This is a genomic window from Pseudomonas sp. LBUM1655 (genome assembly GCF_059716085.1).
Genome location: NZ_CP166801.1, coordinates 4,986,954 through 5,005,696 on the forward strand (window position 1 = coordinate 4,986,954; position 18,743 = coordinate 5,005,696).

General features: G+C 58.9%; 12 protein-coding genes. 4 read left to right on the plus strand and 8 right to left on the minus strand.

Translation table 11 applies throughout. The features are described from left to right. The first annotated feature begins 275 nt into the window (after nt 1-275). Together ACA074_RS22285 and ACA074_RS22290 are read left to right on the plus strand one after the other, a co-directional pair. Nucleotides 276-3,410 (plus strand): transglycosylase domain-containing protein, encoded by a 3,135-nt coding sequence (locus ACA074_RS22285; protein WP_497677814.1) that lies wholly within the window; start codon nt 276-278, stop codon nt 3,408-3,410. Nucleotides 3,411-3,612: 202 nt separating this feature from the next. Further along, the gene (locus ACA074_RS22290) at nt 3,613-8,760 is read left to right on the plus strand and encodes an NEL-type E3 ubiquitin ligase domain-containing protein (RefSeq protein ID WP_497677815.1); all 5,148 of its coding nucleotides are present in this window, start codon (nt 3,613-3,615) and stop codon (nt 8,758-8,760) included. A 48-nt stretch (nt 8,761-8,808) separates the two neighbouring features. Here ACA074_RS22290 and ACA074_RS22295 read toward each other — a convergent pair whose 3' ends face one another. From ACA074_RS22295 to ACA074_RS22320, 6 genes are all read right to left on the minus strand, one after another. Further along, nucleotides 8,809-10,053: a hypothetical protein gene (locus ACA074_RS22295; RefSeq protein ID WP_497677816.1), complete on the minus strand. Its 1,245-nt coding sequence runs from the start codon at nt 10,051-10,053 to the stop codon at nt 8,809-8,811. Between the two features lie 52 nt (nt 10,054-10,105). Continuing rightward, nucleotides 10,106-10,606: a CS1 type fimbrial major subunit gene (locus ACA074_RS22300; RefSeq protein WP_401266407.1), complete on the minus strand. Its 501-nt coding sequence runs from the start codon at nt 10,604-10,606 to the stop codon at nt 10,106-10,108. A 27-nt stretch (nt 10,607-10,633) separates the two neighbouring features. Continuing rightward, nucleotides 10,634-11,383 carry a molecular chaperone gene (locus ACA074_RS22305; protein ID WP_489878801.1) on the minus strand — a complete coding sequence of 250 codons (750 nt, stop codon included), beginning with the start codon at nt 11,381-11,383 and terminating at the stop codon, nt 10,634-10,636. Between the two features lie 43 nt (nt 11,384-11,426). Then, nucleotides 11,427-12,635: a hypothetical protein gene (locus tag ACA074_RS22310; RefSeq protein WP_497677817.1), complete on the minus strand. Its 1,209-nt coding sequence runs from the start codon at nt 12,633-12,635 to the stop codon at nt 11,427-11,429. 3 nt (nt 12,636-12,638) lie between these two features. After that, nucleotides 12,639-15,161: a CS1-pili formation C-terminal domain-containing protein gene (locus ACA074_RS22315; protein WP_497677818.1), complete on the minus strand. Its 2,523-nt coding sequence runs from the start codon at nt 15,159-15,161 to the stop codon at nt 12,639-12,641. A gap of 109 nt (nt 15,162-15,270) precedes the next feature. Next, the gene (locus ACA074_RS22320; RefSeq protein WP_497677819.1) at nt 15,271-15,762 is read right to left on the minus strand and encodes a CS1 type fimbrial major subunit; all 492 of its coding nucleotides are present in this window, start codon (nt 15,760-15,762) and stop codon (nt 15,271-15,273) included. Nucleotides 15,763-16,260: 498 nt separating this feature from the next. On the opposite strand from ACA074_RS22320, the gene ACA074_RS22325 reads away from it, so the two are divergent. Both ACA074_RS22325 and ACA074_RS22330 read left to right on the plus strand, forming a co-directional pair. After that, nucleotides 16,261-16,836 (plus strand): PadR family transcriptional regulator, encoded by a 576-nt coding sequence (locus ACA074_RS22325; protein ID WP_187680222.1) that lies wholly within the window; start codon nt 16,261-16,263, stop codon nt 16,834-16,836. Beyond that, complete coding sequence (locus ACA074_RS22330) at nt 16,833-17,618, plus strand: siderophore-interacting protein (RefSeq protein ID WP_489878799.1); 786 nt, start codon at nt 16,833-16,835, stop codon at nt 17,616-17,618. Before ACA074_RS22325 ends, ACA074_RS22330 begins: the two co-directional genes overlap by 4 nt. A 180-nt stretch (nt 17,619-17,798) precedes the next feature. Here ACA074_RS22330 and ACA074_RS22335 read toward each other — a convergent pair whose 3' ends face one another. Together ACA074_RS22335 and ACA074_RS22340 are read right to left on the minus strand one after the other, a co-directional pair. Beyond that, on the minus strand, nt 17,799-18,443 hold the full coding sequence (locus ACA074_RS22335; RefSeq protein ID WP_497677820.1) for a Pr6Pr family membrane protein: 645 nt from the start codon (nt 18,441-18,443) through the stop codon (nt 17,799-17,801). A 1-nt stretch (nt 18,444) separates the two neighbouring features. Next, nucleotides 18,445-18,675, minus strand: a complete 231-nt coding sequence (locus tag ACA074_RS22340; RefSeq protein WP_187680225.1) for a VF530 family protein — start codon at nt 18,673-18,675, stop codon at nt 18,445-18,447. Between the last annotated feature and the right edge of the window lie 68 nt (nt 18,676-18,743).

The window sequence follows — 18,743 nt, forward strand, 5'->3', positions numbered from 1 at the left end:
ATTTATCCCCGATGGCCTGCGCAGCAGGCCCAAACCCAGAGAATGCGGTGTGCCTGAATATTTGGGAGATGAGGTTTTTGGGGCTGCTTCGCAGCCCATCGGGGATAAATCCCCTCGCCACAGATAAATTCCTCGCCACAGCCCATGACCCCAAAGTCAGATACTTATTTCAGATTTATTCAGCTTCCCAACCTTTCACAATTTTTTCACCACCGCCAACCACCGTCTAAGCTTCAGACAAGTCCGATCAATCTGCGTGAATGGATCAATCGACTATGGGCGCTTTGTGGCAAACCGATTCGAGTAAAGCCGTGGTTCCGACTGAACGTGTGGATGATCAAGCGCCTGTCCCTGAAAAAACCCGCCGCCGGCACGGGTGGAAGGCTTTCTGGTTGTTGCTGCTGATTATCGCGGTGGTGGTGGGGCTCGCCGCGTCAAAAGAGATGCGCACCTCGCGCTTTCAATCCCGTGAGCTCAGCCAATATGCCGCCTCGCTGACCTACAAACTGGAGCCCGGACCCAGTGAAGCCATTCGCTATCCGGGTAACGGGCCGTTCGATCTGCGTCTGGGTTACAGCGCCCTCGATGAGTTCCTGCCGCGCCTGCTCAAGCGCAATTATGTTGTCACCGAGCAGACACGCTTTTCGCCCGCGCTGCTCAGCTACACCGACAAAGGCCTGTTCGTACCGTATTCCGAGAAGATCCAGGCCGGGCTGTCGATCACCGATTGCCGGGCCGCGCCGCTGTACAAGTACAACTATCCGCAGCAACTGTATGCGAGCTTCGCGACGATTCCGCCGGTAGTGGTCAGCAGCCTGTTGTTCATCGAAAACCGCTTTCTGCTCGATCCCAAACAACCGCTCGCCAATCCGGCGGTGGACTGGCCACGGTTCGGCAAGGCCGCGTGGTCGCAAGTGGCCAAGTTACTGAACCTGCCCGGGCAATCGGCCGGCGGCAGTACGTTGGCCACGCAATTGGAGAAGTACCGGCATTCGCCTGACGGCCTGACCGTCTCCGGCGCCGAGAAAATCCGCCAGATGATGTCCGCCAGCGTGCGCGCCTATCAGCCCGGCCCGCAAACCCTGGAAGCGCGGCAGAACATCGTGCGCGATTACCTCAACAGCGTGCCGCTGTCGGCAGTGCCTGGGCATGGCGAAGTGCATGGCATGGCCGAAGGCTTGCGGGTCTGGTACGGCAGCGATTTCAACAAGGCCAACGCCCAGTTGAACAGCCCGGCAACGGATGCGAAAACCATGGCCGACAAAGGCCTGGCCCTGCGCGAAATGCTCTCGCTGATGATTGCCCAGCGGCGCCCGTCGCATTACCTGACCAAGGGCCGTGAAGAACTCTCCGACCTCACCGACAGCCACTTGCGCCTGCTCAAGCAGAGCGGCGTGATCGACAGCGCCCTCGCCGATGCTGCGCTCGCCAGCAAGGTCAGCTACCGCGACTGGCAGACTCAGCCGACCATGCAGCCGATTGAAACCAACAAAGGCATCAGCGCTGCCCGCAGTCGTCTGGCGAGCATGCTCAATCGCCCGTTGTACGATCTCGACCGCCTCGACCTTTCGGCCACCAGTACCCTGCAGGGTGACCTGCAAACTCAGGCCACCGCCTACCTGAAGAAACTCGCCGATCCGGCTTATGCCGGCGAAATCGGTTTGCTCGGTGAACGTCTGTTGACGCCGACCAGCACCACGCAGGTGCGCTACAGCTTCACCCTGTTCGAACTGACCCCGGACGGCTCGCGTGTACGGGTGCAAACCGACAGCACTGACCAGCCGTTCGACATCAACGAAGGCAGCAAACTCGAATTGGGCTCAACGGCGAAAATGCGCGTGCTCACCACGTACCTGCAAATCATCGCTGAACTGCACGACAAGTACGGCGCGATGAGCGTGCCGGAACTGAAAAAAATCGAGGTGCCCGATCAGGATCGCCTCAGCCAGTGGGTCATCGACTACCTGATCCAGAACAAGGACCACGACCTGTCAAAGATGCTCGGCGCCGCACTCGATCGCAAATACTCGGCCAGCCCCGGCGAGGCGTTTTTCACCGGCGGCGGGTTGCACACCTTCAACAACTTTCGCAAGGAAGACAACGGCCGCATACCGACCCTGCGTGATGCCCTGCGTGAATCGATCAACCTGCCGTTCATTCGCCTGATGCGCGACGTGGTGCGCTACGTCACGTATTCCGGCCCCAACAGCAGTGCCGAGTTGCTCAAGGACGATCGCGACCCGCGACGCCAGGAATACCTGGCCAGTTTTGCCGACCGCGAAGGCACCTCGTTCCTGCTCAAGTTCTGGAAAAAATACAAAAACAAGAACACCCAGGCGCGCCTCGACACGTTCCTCGACAGCATGCGTCCGACACCGATCCGCATGGCTGCCGTGCACCGTTATCTGTTGCCGAACGCCAGTCAGGAAGACTTCAACAGCTTCGTGCGCTCGCATCTCAAAGGCGCCAAGGTCACCGAGAAGCTCACCGATGATCGCCTGATCAGGCTCTACGATTCCTACGGCCCGGGCAGCTACGATCTGCCGGATCAAGGCTTCATCGCCAAGGTGCATCCGCTCGATCTGTGGCTGATGGGTTATCTGCTGAACAACCCGGACGCAACGTTCACCCAGATCGTCAAAGCGAGCCATTTCGAACGCCAGGAAGTCTACAGCTGGCTGTTCAAGAGCAAACACAAAGGCGCCCGTGACAGTCGCATCCGCACCATGCTCGAGATCGAAGCGTTTCTTGAGATTCACCAGCGCTGGCAAAAAGTCGGTTACCCGTTTGATCACCTGGTGCCATCGCTGGCCACCGCCATCGGCAGCTCCGGCGACCGTCCCGCCGCGCTGGCCGAGTTGATCGGCACCATCCTCAACGATGGCGTGCGGATGCCGACGCTGCGTATCGACAGCCTGCATTTTGCCGCCGACACACCGTATGAAACCCGGCTGGTCAATGACCCCAACGTCGGCAAACGAGTGATGCCGTCCGAAGTCGCCAACGCCATGCGCGAAGCCCTTTCGCAGGTGGTGGACGCCGGTACTGCAAAACGTGTTTCCGGCAGTTTCAAACTGGCTGATGGCAGCCCGCTGGCCATGGGTGGCAAAACGGGTACCGGCGACAACCGGATCGAGGCCATCGGCTCGGGAGGACGCATCCTCAGTTCGAAGTCGATCAACCGCACGGCGACCTTCGTGTTCTTCATCGGCGACCACCATTTCGGCACCCTCACCGCGTTCGTTCCTGGGCGCTCGGCGGAGAACTTCAAATTCACCTCGGCCCTGCCCGTGCAGGTGCTCAAGGGCATGGCGCCGATTCTCACGCCGTATTTGCAACCGGGCAGCGACTCGCAATGTCATCCGACGCAGACACCCGGCGTGGCAGTGGCCGGCATAATAAAGCCTTGAGCGAAGTAACAATTCGTGTCAGGCATTTCTGATACAGGGTGAGGATTTTTCTCGTTGGCGGGTGGTACTTATGTATTTTTCAAATTCGAATTTTCGTCGGGTTAGCCACCCGTAGCGCCCTTTGCTCGCTGATCTTTGAACTTTTGTTTTACCCCCTCGCAGGTAGGCTGATCACTCCTCCAACAATCAAGGATGATTGGCCATGTCTGACTCCCCCGTGCCTGCTCACACACCGGACAAAGGGCAGCATTACGAACTCATTGCCAACGCAGTCGATGACCGCTTCAAGGCCGCCACGGTCGGCCGAGGTCTGGCACTCGCAGCGACACCGCTGAACGTCGAACCGTGGTACATCAGCGCGCCAACCGCCTACCTCGAAAAGCTCAGAGCCGCCAATCTCAAAGCATGGGGCTCACAGAACCAGGTTGATCACCTGCTGCAAAAAATCGACCTGAAAACCTTCGCCACTCCCCTGCTCCAGAGTGAGCTGAAAAAACGCTTCGGCATCGAAACCACCCGCAACACCGAAAGCGATACCGACATCGAAAGGATCTGGCTGCGCCTGTACATGCCCAAGGACAACCCCTGGTATGTGCTGAACCTTTCCGACGGAGTCACCGCTCGTAACGTGTCCCTACTGGATGCTGCACTGCACAATTTCGCCAGCCATGAAAAGGTCGCCGCCGGTTCCGACTTCATCAGCAAACCGGATCGGATCGGCAATTTCGACATCCTGCCCATCAAACAGAAAATGAGCATCAGCCAGTTCCAGACACTGTGCCGGGAACTGGACATCGGTGCGCAATACAAAAAACACCTCGAAAGCTATCTATTGCCCGGCGAGCCTGTCGCCGAAGCCGTGCTGAAAAACAAAGTGATCGAAAGTCAGAAAGATGCACTGGCCGTTGCGGCGCAACTGGCATTGCTCACCCAGGACATCGAGTACGACGCCTACAAGATGCTGCTCGAACTGGCCGCCAACCAGACCCGGCTGATGCTCAACGGCAGACGGCTGCAATGCTGTGACCTGTCGATGCTGGGTACGCGGTTGACCGGGGTCCTTTTGTTGATGCACGCCGTGCGTGACAGTCGAGGGATCAATCGACTGATTGTCTATGTCCCGCACGATCCCGATCACCCGCTCAAGGAATACCCGTCGCCACAGGCGTTCAGCGCCGAACTGTCGCGTCAGTTGCGCGAAGACAAAGTCACCGCGTCAACGAAACAGAGCTACCGGCAATTCTTCAGCCAGTTTGTCGACCAGCAACAACGCGGACACTTCTTCGCCGAGCTTGAGCAACGCTTGTTTATCACTCGATACCACAAGCCTGACGACCACAACGATAAACGGCCACCGTGGCGCAAAGACCCCATACCCACCCCGCGCCTGCAACTTGCACACCTGCCGCTGGCACCGGACTACTGGACCCACGCCTACCAACAGAAACTCAACAAGATCCTCAACGATGCCCGCGAACTCGCCGTGTCCACCGCCGACACAGACAGCAAGGCGCGCTGGGCCTGGTGGGACAACTTCAAGAAAATCGTATCGGACATTTTCAATGCTGCGCTGTTGATCGCCACGCCGTTCGTGCCGGGGCTTGGCGAACTGATGATGGCCTACACGGTTTATCAAATCACCACTGATGTCATCGAAGGCCTGGTCGATCTCGCCGAAGGTCTCTGGCAAGAAATGGGCGAACATGTGATCAGTGTGGTGACAAGCTTTATTCAACTGGCTGCGTTCGGCGCAGGCGCTGAAATCGGCAGCGCGTTCAAGCTCAAACTGTCGTCACTGGTCGAAGGCATGAAACCGGTAACGCTGCCCAATGGCAAACCTTCGCTGTGGCATCCGGATCTTGCGCCTTACGAGCAAAAAACGATGACGCTGCCGGCCGCCTCGAAACCCGACAGGCACGGTCTGCATCAGGTCGGCCGCGACACCCTTTTGCCCTTGGAAGGCAAACTCTACAGCGTCGAAAAAGCCTCGACACAACCCACCTCCAGAACTCACCGGATCAAACACCCTTCGCGCCCCAACGCCTACCGGCCGAAGATCGAGCACAACGACCATGGTGCCTGGCGGCATGAAGCCGAAAGCCCGCAGGACTGGTCGGATCAGACCCTGATGCAGCGTTTGGGACACGACGTCGAACGCTTCTCGCCCGCCGAGCTTGAACAGATCCGCATCAGCAGCGGCACCGACACCGACGAATTACGACAGATGCATGATGACAACAGCCCACCGCCACCGCTGCTGGCCGACACCATCAAACGTTTCACCGCCTATGACGATGTTCAGCGATCAGCCACCCTTATTCGCGACGGCCAGCCGCTCGCCTCGGACGCCGTCTGGTTTGAACCGATCACCACCGGCTTGCCGGGATGGCCCCGTGAACGGGCGTTGAGGGTGTACGAACAGGCCGACTTGAGTGGCTATTCGCGCAAGTACCGCAACCCCGGCGCCACAGATGCCAACACCCTGAACATCAGTCACACAGACCTTATCTACGGCAAGTTACCCGAACGCCTCGCCGGTTTTCTCGATGACGCCGAGTGCAAGGCCCTGCTCGGTCGTGACGTCGCGCCAGCAGAACGTCCTCAGGCACTGCGTGAGCGTTTGGCCGATGCAGTGCAGGCCCGTCAGGGAGAAGTGGCCAAGCGTCTGTACCAGGCGGGTGAACGATCAAACAAGGCCGATATCCGCGTGGTGCAACAGACATTTCCTGAAATGCCACTGACACTGGCAGAAAAACTCCTGACCGGGGCCAAACCCGCCGAAATGCAGCGTATCGTCGATGAAAACCGCCTGCCTTTGCGGATCAAGGCGCAAGCCCGTGAGTTGAATTTCGAAGCCTCTGCCGCACGTGCCTATGAGGGTTTCTATCGCGACGAGAGCGTCCTGCCAGACACCGAACGACTGGTGCTGAACACCCTCAAGATTCACACCGATACCTTTGCCGATCTGCGCATTGAAGTCCTCGATGGCGTCCATGACGGCCCCTTGCGTTGCAGCGCCGGGGCGGATGACGCCACGCAGGTGCGGCGGCTGATTCGCAATGAACACGGGCAGTACGAGGTAGTGGACGGCAACAACCGACCCTTGCATGACGCCAGCGATTTTTACCAGGCGATGCTTAATGCCCTGCCCGACGGCAAACGTGTGGAACTGGGTAGCAAGGGCACCGATGGTCGCCGACTCAAGGCGTGGATCATGGAAACCACCGCCGCACCCGGCGAACGCAGAACCTTGCTGGCCGAGCCACCCATTCGCACCGTGCCCACGATTGAAACCGAGACACTGGTGCGAGGCTGGCCGTGGTTCTTTGGCGAAAAAACACCGGAGAAAAGGATCAAACAGCTGTATCCAAAAATGAACGACCGAGAGGTGACAACGTTCATCCAGGCGCTCCAGAACAATGGGGACATTGTCCCTGCTATCGAGCAACTGGAGAACGAACGCAGTGCCTTGCGCCAAACCCTGAGCAGTTGGCGAGAAAGTTATTCGGGCGAACTGGACGACTTTGGCGACCGGATCCCGGGAGTATCGAGGGATTTCCTGCAAAACGGCGGGAGACACATCGAAGAGCAACTGCTTGAATGTTTCGAACGCAAAAGCGACATCTTCGGTGAGCGCAGCAACCACCCGGAACAAGGCTATACGCTGGACTTGTCCACCGACCTTTCACAACCCGATCTTGATCGTTGGTGGAACGATCTGCGCCAGCAACCCGGGATGAAAAAATACCTGAACCAGATCACCGCGCTGAAACTCGACAACACACACTTTTCTGTCGCAGACAAAGGTCTGCTGGATGACTTCGCCCATTTGCGCCAACTGAGCGCCCGTCAATGCGATTTGACCGAGATATCTCCGGCGCTGGGTCGCATGCGTCAGCTCGAAACGCTGGATCTGGCAGACAACAACATCACCGTCATGGCCAACAGCAACAAGCAATTGAGTCGACTCTCCCGCCTGCAAACCCTGATCCTGAGCGGCAACCCACTGCGTCGCCCGCCCGCCGTCGGGCGTCTGTACCGACTGAACCGGCTGGACCTGGCCAACAGCACAATCGAGACTTGGCCGGAGGGCCTGTTCAAGGTGGGTAATGCAGACAGACATCGCTCACGGGGATTCGCCCTGGACATGCGCCAATGCCCGATCAGCAGCCTGCCCGAGGTCACGCCGGGATCCGATCAGGCCTTCATTCTCAGTCGCGCGCGTTTCGACACGGCCCGACTGTCCAACGGCGACCGGATACGTTACGGCGACTATCGCCAGTCGGTAGGTTTCAGCCGCCAGCAAGTCTACTCCCCGGCCGTTGCGGACGAGATAAATCACTGGCGATTGCTACCCCAGGAGCAAGGAACGTTCAGTCCTTCAACGTCTTTCACACAGTACCGCGAGGAGTCCTGGCAGGATGTGCTGGCAGAGCCCGGCTCCGAAGGTTTGTTCAAGGTCATACGCAAGCAGAGAGACGCCCGGGACTACCAGTCCGACAAGTCGCGTAGACAGTTGACGCAGCGAGTCTGGGAAATGATCGATGCCGCTGCGCTGGACAGCGAACTGCGCGAAGAACTGTTCAAGCACGCCCGGGAGCCGGACAACTGCCGAGAAGGCGGGGCGCAGCTGTTCAACTACATGGGCATGAAGGTATTGGTATCGAAAGCCTATGCGCAGCCGACATCCGCCAAAGTGCTGGACATCGACCTTACGCGGCTCGCACGCAGTGCCGCGCGTCTGGACCGGATAGCGGATGTGGCCGTGGAAGAGGTCAAACGCCAAGAGCAACAGCACCTGATCAACCCTGGGCGAAATGCCGCGCCCGATGAAATCGAAGTGCACATGGCCTACGAGACGGGGCTTGGCAAGCGCCTGGAGTTACCGTGGCAGTCCGAGGGCATGCTCTATCAGCCGCGCTCAGGCGTGACGCAAGTCAAGATCGACGCGGCCTACGATTCAATCATTGCCCGCGAGCAAGGAGACGGGCTGGTGGACGGGATGATCGACTCGTATTCCGATCCGTTCTGGGAACGTCATTTACGTCGAACCCATCCGACGCAATACGAAATCAATGATCGTCTGTTCGAGGAAAAACCGGGGCTGCTCGATGAGTTGCGCAAGGCCCAGGCGGAATGGGCGAACCCGACCCCGCAAACGCAAATGAACCGACTTCAACGAAAAATGGAAGGCCTGGCCAATCAACTGAACATTCCCCACCGGGAGGTCTTCAGCGGCGACCCCATGAGCGATGCCCGCTATGACCGCTGGATGAAGGACATCGGTTATGCGCGCAACCAGTTGAGCAGAACATTGACCCATCAAGCGTTGGCCCGCGCCGGACTTTGATCGGTGCCGTCAGCCAGCCCCGTTACAGGCTGGCTGACGCCGCCAGACTCAACCCAACTCCGAATCCCAGATCACCGTGACATTGCCCGAATAGTTACGAGCCACACCTTCGTTGAGCATTTCATCCACTGCTTCACGGGCCACCTCGAAATGCAGCGTGCCGACCTTGCGATCCAGATAGAAACCCGGCTGGAACAACTCGGTGCCACTGCCATCGCGCAGCAGTCGCCGGCGATTGACTGGCTGCCCTGCGCCATCCGTCAGGCCGTTGGGCAGGCTGACGCTGACTTCCAGCGGCACGGCGTGGCCGGCGGTCGACTCCCATAACGCACAGTTGTTGCCCATGACGTACTGGCATTCCATGTTCATTTTGAAGCGGCTCGACGCCGAGATATTGAAGGTCTGGTCGCGCAGCAGCCGTGTCGGCTTGCGCCCCTGATCCAGCCAGGACTGCCAGCCCCCCACCGGCTCCAGCACCACGCGATTGCCGCCGGGAGGAATGTCGACCTTCATGGTGTGGGTGACCTTCAGATTGAAGTTGAGGGTCAAAATCGAGTCGTCCGGGGTCAACACATCGCCCATGTCGAAGTCCATATTCGGGCCGACGGTGTAGGTGATGGAGCCGGTGTAATCGCCCGACTCCATTTTCAGCGGGTCCGGGGTGCGCAGTTCGTAGGCGTAAACGAAATACTGGTAATGCATGCCAATCGGAATATCGAACAAGGCCTTTTTCGAGCAGACACCCGCGCCTTCCGGCACTCTCCAGAAACTGTTGTAGCCATGGTGGCCCGCCGTAGCTATACCAACCCCCAGGCACGGTGCCGGAGCGTAGCTCCAGGCCCCCCCTTCCCATAAATCATCCCACCAACCGCCTCCGGTTATTTCACCGACCGATATCGGGAATCCGGTTTCATGACCAATACCGGCAATCCTTAGCTCGACAACGTGCGTATCACCTGAAGCATGGGTGACGGTGACCGTGCGCCAGTCCGAAGGCACCTTGGCCATCCCCCCCTGACGCGGATCAGCGTGGTTGGCCTGAATCGGCGCCTTGGCCTCGAACGGTATGCGCGCAACCAGGCTAAACAGACCCAGGGACTCGCAAGTTGCAGGCACCTGGAGACAAAACCCCTCGGACGGCGTCTGGTTCTTGAACTGATTTCTCTGCGGGTTGGCAAAATCCGGTTCGAAGGTCGCGTCGATGTTATGCACTTCTGCCGATGCCGCACTGGCAACCAGTGTCAGCAGCAAACCGATCCATGACCGGCAGGCCGGGGCGATTGAAAAGCTCACGGGCGTTCTCCAAAACAGTGTCGATAAAGCCAAGGAAATTTCACGGTCCGACTCACTCGCCCGGCGCCCTGGCGTTGAACAGCAGCAGCACGTTGCCGCTGTAGTCCCCGGGGCGGTAACCACCGTCCGGCTTGATCGGATCGATCTGCAACAGAACCCGTTTGCCCGTAGCGGCTTCTTCCTGCGACACCACTTGGCGCGGTGTCGTCTCGGCGCTCAACTGCACCCCGTTGAAGCTCACCTGCAAATAAATTTCCTCACCGGCGCGACCGTTGGACAGGTACGGCTCGGCCTCCAGGCGCGCTTCAATCGCGCTGGTGTCGTGCCGCACATCAAAGTTCTTGCGCACACTGCTCAGACTCGATGTCGAGTGATTCCAGTCGAGCCGCTGGGGCCGGTGAATCCAGTCCGGCTCGGAGGGGATGATGTAGAACGGTCGGCTGGGGATGGTCAGGGACACTTCAAAGGTGTGTTCTTCCCGGGCCGCCCACGCCACGTTGGCTGTCAGAGCCGCCGTGACCATCAGCGCGACAACGGTGCATTGCTTGATCATGTCGGTTACCCGTTGCGTCATTGGAAATCAGGCCTTGCCGCCTGCGACCTTGAGGACTTTCTTATCGCCACCCTCGATCAGGAGAAAGCGGTACTCGCGCCCCTTCTCCTTGTCGAAAGCGAAGGTCTTGCCCGCCAGCAAGTGGTGCTTGGTGGTCGCGCCGCAGTCGGTTTCCTTGTTCACCGCGCAGCTTTTGAACTCGTCGACAATCACCACCGTGTTGCCATCGTTGCGCAGTTCATAACGGCTGTCGGTCTCGGTAATTGCGGTGGCAAAACGCGCATCCTTGGGCCGCACGAAAAACACAATGCCAAACCCGGTCATCACGTTGACCCCGGCTTTCAGCGACTTTTTGTAGTCTTCGCGTTCTTCACCGGTGACGGCGAACTCATCTTCCTTTTCCGGCACCACCGGCACGAAACGTACGCGGAAGTAGCGCTCGCGATCACGCTCGCCCATGTACAGCAAACGCGTGCCCTGCATGCCCTGGGCCGGCACGATCAGCCGCGCGGGGCTGGCCATCAACCCGTTGCGCGAGGCGCCGTCAGCGGCGTTCTGAACCGGGATCTCCTGAGGTGTGCCATCAGCACCGTAGACAATCTCCAGCACGTTGACCTTGACGAACGCTGTCGCGTCGCCGCTGTTGAAGATCCGTTTCAGGTAGGTACTTTTATCGGCATCCAGATAGTCGTATACCGTGCCGACGTTGATCTGCGGACCGGCTTGTGCCGTCAGGTAAAACACGCTGAGCACACCCAGCAAAAAAACACGTTTCATCGGTTTCAACTCCATGAAAAACGAAATGGCCTGACCGGAGTGCTCACACTTCCGAGTCCCAGATAATGGTGATGTTGCCGCTGAGCGTGTCGCTCAGGCCGGGCCTGAAAAGAAAATCGATAGCGTCCCTGGGCATTTCAAAACGCAGTGAGCCGGCCTTGCGGTCGAGATAGACAGTGGGCTGGAAAGGCCCGACCCAAGTGTTGTAAAGCAGCTTGAGCAACTTCACCTCACCGCCACTCGGCCCACCGATTCCGGCGGGCAATGTCAGGAAGGTTTCCACTTCGGTGACGTTGCCTCGCGGGCTGCCTAACTTGCAGCGTGTGCCGCCAGTCGAATCGCACAGCATCATGACTTTGAAGCGCGACGAGGCGGAGATGTAGAACAGCTGGTCGCGGTAGATGCTTGTCGGCTTGCGGCCACTGTCGATCCAGCGCATCCAGCCGCCCTCGGGTTCGAGCATGACTTTGTTGCCGCCCGGTGGCAGATCGACCTTCAGGGTGTGCTGCACGTCGAGGACGAAATCCAGATTGAGAACGTTGTCGTCCGGCTGGATCAAAGACCCCAGATCGAAATCGCCGGCCGGACCGATGCTGTAGACCATCGAGCCGCTGTACAGACCCGACGACATGTTCAAGGGATTGGGTGTGCGCAGCTCATAGGCAAAGTCGAGGTACTCCATAGACATGTGAGGGATGGCGTAAGCGGCGGTTTTGGTGCACGCCCCTTCCTGAGGTGTTTTCCAGAAAAACTGGTAAGTCTTGGGTGTGAGGTAGCCCATACCGCTGTACTGACAGGGAGGCGGCGCATTGACCCAGCTGCTTTCCACCCAGAGCTTGCGATGCGCATCGATGTTATCCACTTCGCCGGTGATCGCGGTGGCAGCATCACTCAGGACATAATTGGAACCAATCCCGGTAATACGCACTTCGACGGTTTCCGTTTCCCCGGTTTCACTGTTCTTGACGGTGAGTTGTCGCCAACTGGCAGGCACCCTGATCTGGATATAGTCCGCCGGCACCAGTGGACGCTGCGCGTTAAAACGAATCGGCAGTTGCAGACTGAACATATTGTTGTCGGCGCACTCGCTTACATGACTTGCGCAGTAACCACTGACCGGTGTCTTGTTGATAAACACGTTTTTGCTCGGTTGCGACGGATCAGGCTGAAACAACGCCCGGATTTCCTGGCTCGCGCCTTCTGCCGATGGCAAAGCCAACGCCAGTAGCCAGCCACAAAGGGACTTGTGCATGGCTCAACCCGCCTTCTGATCGGTGGAGGTCACGTCGGCCAGCGTGTCCGGCGTGCAGCGCAGATCGCCGATCATCAGCACATTGTTTTCACTGCGGTGCTGGTTCGCATCGAGGCGGAACTGGCACAGCAACTGGCTGCCCTGACGCACTTCCAGGGTCGGTGAGCCGGCGTTCATCTCCATCGAGAAGAACCCGTCGACTTCCGTCACCCCACGGCTGGCGTGGTTGATCACGTGGTGGCCCTTGAGCGGTTGCCCTTGCCCGTCGACCAGACGACCGAGCACGGTCAGGGTCTTCATCACGCGGATCTTGCGGTACTCCACGCCGCCCTTGTTCAGGTGATAGCGGGTACGCGCCGGTTCAATGGTGGCCGCTGGGACGTGGTTGCCTTCGAAGTCGAAACTCACCGAGCTGTTGCGGTACGCGGTGATCGGAATGAAGTTGCGCCCCGGCTTCAACGCCGCACTGCCGCCGCTGTAATCGTCGGCGCGCAGAGCGATGTCATCGATGTCCGATTCCACATCGACGATCATCCCCGCACCGCGCATCTCGTACTGACTGGTCATGAGCATTTTCTCGCCGCCGACCACCAACGTGCTGTCGACGTTGAGGCCACCGGTGAAATTGCCGTTGTAGGAAGAACGCTGAATGAAGGCATCGCCATTGACCGCATCCGTGCGCCAGTTCGTCAGACTGGACATCCCGACGCCATAGGTGTCGGTCAGCGCGGTGACCGAGACGTTTTGCAGTACATGATCCTTGAAGTCCTTGCGCCAGCCGATCGAGCCATTGTTGTCGCGACTGCCATCGCGGGCCGTGCGCGAACCGATGCTGCCGGTGATCTGCTGACCGGGGGCGCCGAGTGCCATGTTGACGCTCAAATCGACGCCGCGATTGCGCGCATCGCCACTGCTGTAACTGCCCGGCCGATCGAACAGCGACAAGCGCCAACTGGCGTCGCTGCCAAACAGTTCGGTGCGTTGGGTCCAGCCCAGATCCATGCCGACGCCTTCGACGTTGCCCTCGCTGTGCGACACCCGCGCGTTGATCGAACTCTTGCTGCTGACGCGATGGTTGAGCGCCAGCGACGAATTGCTGGTCTGGCCGATAAACACATTGCGCGGACGAACCCGGGTGCCGTCCGGCAGGGTGTCGTAGGTGTTGGTGGTGTCGAGCCAGCTGCGGTTGTGGCTGACGACCACGCTGCCGGAACCATAGTTATAGAGGCTTTGCAGATCCAGACCGGTGCCGTAATCCTCGGTCTTGTAGACGTTGGCATACAGGCTGATGTGGTTGGCCAGCGTCCAGTCGATGGACGTGCCGTATTGCAGCTTTTCGCGAATCTGCCGCGCCGACACGCCAAGAATCACCCGTGGATGCAGCAGGTAATTGAGCGCCGCACCGGCGGTGGGGCTGCCGCTGGCCTGAGTGTCCCAGTTGCTCAGCAGTTTGCTTTCCTCACCGGCAAACACGTTGTAGCGCCAGCGGTCGTCGAGGTTGCGCCAGTTGTTGGGCTTGTACACCAACTCCTGGGTGGTGGAGGTGATCTGGCCGTCTTCGATCAGGCGGACTTCCACTTCATAAATGCCACCGGGCAAGGGCCGGGTGTCGAGGGTCTGCAAACCGGCCGGCACCGATTGCGTATTGATCAACAGGCCATCGCGCCAGATTTCCACAGAACCCTGACGGTTGGCGGTGACATAAATCGGATAGACGCTGGGCATCGGGCTGTTGATGGCCAGACTGTCGGAGCTGCCGTACATGACACCGACTGCTGTATCGGGACTGGTGCCGAACGTGCGCGGTTGGCGAGTCAGCCCTTCGGAATTGGGGGTGAAATAGCCCAGGCGGAAAAAACTGCCTTGCAGTTCGCGCTGGGTGTGAAGCTCGTGTACTGCGTGATAAAGCTTGTCATCGGGGCCGCCGAGACGGGCCAATTGCAGGTTCAGCGTCTGGCTCCAGTTACCCAGACTGCCACTGGCCTCAAGGCCGAAACGTCCGCCCAGATCCTGCTCCTGGCCGCCATTGAGGTTGAGCTGATTGCGCACCATCAAACCGCTGCTGCCGCCATCGGGCTGTTCGTAATAACGCTTGGCCTCGACGTCGCGCTCGGCGTTTTCAGTGAGAATCGAAACCAGCGAGTTTTCCAGGTTGTAATGCACCGCCAGCACCTGATCGGGACAGGAGCCGGTGCAATTGCCCAGTGGCACGCCGGGCTTGAGAAAAGCCGCCCATTTCTCCCGTTCGGCGGGGCCGAAACGGTTTTCGCTGGTGTCGGTGAATTCCAGCAGGGTGATGCGATCGTCGCGGGACAACACCACCATGGCCTCGCCCAATGGCTGATGATCGAGTTCGACCCGAACCGCCAAAGGTACGTCAAAGAAGTGCTCCTCGAAATCCGCCGGCAAACCTTTGGCCTGAGCCAACAGGCTTCGCGGCGTGGTGCCGGCGGAGTTGGAAGCCACGGCTGCGCTGGCACAAAACAGCAGCGCAAGCGCAGCCGCGATGGGTGTCATCGGGAACATGAACTCTTACTCTGATTACGAATAGTGGAAGTCCGACGGGGCAAGCACGGTGGCCGGCCCCGTCGGTTAACGCCAACAAGATGTCAGCGTTGATCTCAGGACGGATTGATCACTCGCCACCGACCGGAGGAACGGCATCGAAGGTCATTGCCACAACACCGGTGTAATCACCCGGGGCGAAGTTAGTGCCAATGGCGCTGATTTTCACCGGCATACGGTAGTTAACGTCCGACTCGGCCTCACCCACTACTTCTTGCGGAGTCAGGGTGAGGGTCTTGTTGTTGAGTTCGACTTTCAAGTCGATGTTGCTGCTGCCCGCGATCAGTTTCGGTGCGCTGTCGAGGCTGGCGTGAACCGAACCGTTGTTGTTGCGCACGTCGAAGAAACCGGTGACTTCGCCCATCTTGCCGGTGCTTGGGTTGTAGCTCATGTCCTGATCCTTATTGACCAGATCAGGATTGGTCGGCACCACGTAGAAGCCGTTGGTCGGAACCTGAGCGACGATATTGATCGAGTGAGCGGCTTCACCAGCGGCGAAAGCGCCCGAGGAACCCAGTGCCAGAAGAGCCAGAGGAGCAGCGATAGCGATTTTCTTGAACATCGTTCAGTACCTTGTTTTCTTTAAGAGAAGGAGTGATTGAAAGTCCAAGTCAAACGCCAGGGGAGTTGAGCCAGATCAACTTGAACTTTCAATGCCGGAGCATCATCGGCTGTTGCCTCTGGAAAGTAAGCAAGTAACTTCCTATAAGCGCGTAGTTAAACAACCCCATGACCCGCAAGAAAAAAGAACAAAAAATCAATAATCAAAACGATGACTGTAAGTTATTCCCTACATACAGTTTTAGTTGAAAAACCATACAGCAATACGGCCTCGATACAGCGGGCCTTAGTTGCGATTTTAGAATAATCACTCAAGACAAATAGAGTGTTAACTTTAACTTTCAAGTTATCGAAGGCTGAAGACTCTCGCGAAAATGCCTATTGCAACATCGGCACAGACCCCCACTCGTCAGCTGGCCGGTACTCCGAGCAAAAACGTCTTGCGCCGGCGTAAAGATATATCTTAAGTTCTATCTAAACGTGACGAGAGAAGACAGAAATGAGAGACCATCATTCCCCCCACCGAGAACACGGCGACGGCCGTGACGGCTTTGAGAAGCGCCCCGGCCGCGAACGCGGCGGCCGTGGGCCACGCGTGTTCGCCCCCGGTGACCTGAAGTTGCTGCTGCTGGCGCTGGTCGCCGAACAGCCCTGCCACGGCTATGACCTGATCCGCCAGATCGAAGGCATGTTCGACGGCGCCTACAGCCCGAGCCCCGGCGTGATCTACCCGACCCTGACCTTTCTGGAAGAAAGCGAACTGATCACAGGCGATGCCGAGGGCGGCAAAAAACGCTACAGCGTGACCGACGCCGGGCGCCTGTCCCTGAGCGAGCAAGCCGTAGCCCTCGACGGCGTGCGCATGCGCATCGACGTCAGCAAACGCTCTTTGCGTGGCCATGACCGGCCGCCGGAAATCCACGAGGCGGTGCACAACTTGCGCCACGCCCTGCAACTGCACCACGGGCGCTGGAGCCCGGAAGAAATCCAGCGCGTGCGTGACCTGCTCAACGACACCGCCAAAGCCATCGTCGACGGCCCAGCCGTTCAACCTGCCCCGGAGAAAGCCGAATGACTGCAGTCGATACCCAAACCATTCACCGCGTGACACACGAAATCAAACGCCGTCGCCTCGAAGTGTTGCGCGTGGTCGATATCACCCCGCGCATGCGCCGCATCACCCTCGGCGGGCCGGAGCTGGCCGGGTTCATCAGCCTCGGCACCGACGATCACGTCAAATTGCTGTTCCCGCAGAACGCCGAACAAACGGCCGCGCTGGAAACCATGGTGCTCGGCGGCAAGAACGATGGCCCGACACCCGAGATGCGCGACTACACACCGCGCCGCTATGACCTCGACAAACTTGAGCTGGACATCGACTTCGTCCTGCACGGCGATGGCCCTGCCTCGACCTGGGCGGAACAGGCCGCACCTGGGCAGTTCCTGCACATCGGCGGCCCACGCGGCTCGATGATCGTGCCGGACATCTTCGACAGCTACCTGTTGATCGGTGACGAAACCGCCCTGCCCGCCATCGCCCGCCGCCTCGAAGGCCTGGCGGCCAATCGCAAGGCGCTGGTGGTGATCGAAGTGGAAAACGGCGCCGAGCAGCAAGCGCTGGAGAGCGCGGCGCAGGTCAATGTGATCTGGGTATTGCGCGACGGCGGCAAGGACAACCTGCTGACCACCGTCAAACAGTTGCAGGTGCCCAAAGGCAATCTGTATGCGTGGGTGGCGACCGAGACCAAGGTTTCGCGGCAGATCCGCCGGGTGTTGCTCGATGAGCACGGGCTGGACGAGAAGCTGGTGAAAGCCGTCGGCTACTGGCGCGCCGAGGGTTCTGAAGAAGAGGAATGATATCCCCTGCTTTGTACAAACCAACTGTGACTGGGGACTATTGTGGTGAGGGGATTTATCCCCGATGGGCTGCGCAGCAGCCCCAACCCAGCACCTCGGTGAATCAGGTAAATCGCGCTGGCAGGTATCAGGGCTGCTTCGCAGCCCATCGGGGATAAATCCCCTCGCCACAGTTTTCAATCAACTGTGCAGTTGAGGCCGAGACCAGCGATCGAGGCCAATCACCGCCAACCCAATCACCACAAACCCCACCAATATCCCCCCGGCATTGATGAACACCTGTGGATAACCCAGCACCGACACATCAATGAACGGATACGCATACGCCCCCAGCACATGCCCGCGCAGCAAGGCATAAGCGAAATACGCCAGCGGATAAATCAGCCATAGCGGCAGATGCCAAAGACGCAAGGTGCCTTTGGGTACGCAACACCACCAATAGCCCAGAAACAGCAACGGCATCACGTCGTGAAGCAATTCGTCAGCGATGAATTGCCAGCCTTCGGGGTGCCATAAATGCCGCAGCAAAAGGCTATACGCGACCCCGACCACCGCAATACTCACCGCCACCCCACTGCTCACCCACGGTTGCAAAAACCAGCGGCGCGCGGCCGATTCACGCGGCGTGACGGCGCAGGTCAGCACCGTCGCCACCAACGTGTTGGTCAATACCGTGAAGTAGCTGAAGAAACTCACCAGACCGCCCAACAGACTGGCGCCGACACTCAAACGCGCGAAGAAAATCAGGTACAGCTGAATGGCCAGTCCCGCCCAGCCAAGCATGGCGGCGAGGATGATCAGGCGTTGGCGCCATACGGCGTCCATCTCAGAGCGGTCGCTTGGTGCGCATCAGTTTCACGTACAGACGCTCGACCTTCTCCCGCGCCCACGGAGTTTTACGCAGGAACGTCAGGCTCGACTTGATGCTCGGATCGCTCTTGAAACAACGGATGTCGATGCGCTCGGCCAACCCAGACCATTCGTAATGGGCCACGAGAGCGGTGAGGATCTGTTCGAGGGTTACGCCGTGCAGCGGATCGGGGGATTGTTCGTTCATGCCAGGCCTTTGGACGAAGTGAAAATGCAGAAGCCGCGCACCTTAGCCGAGGGGGTGATCGGGTGGAA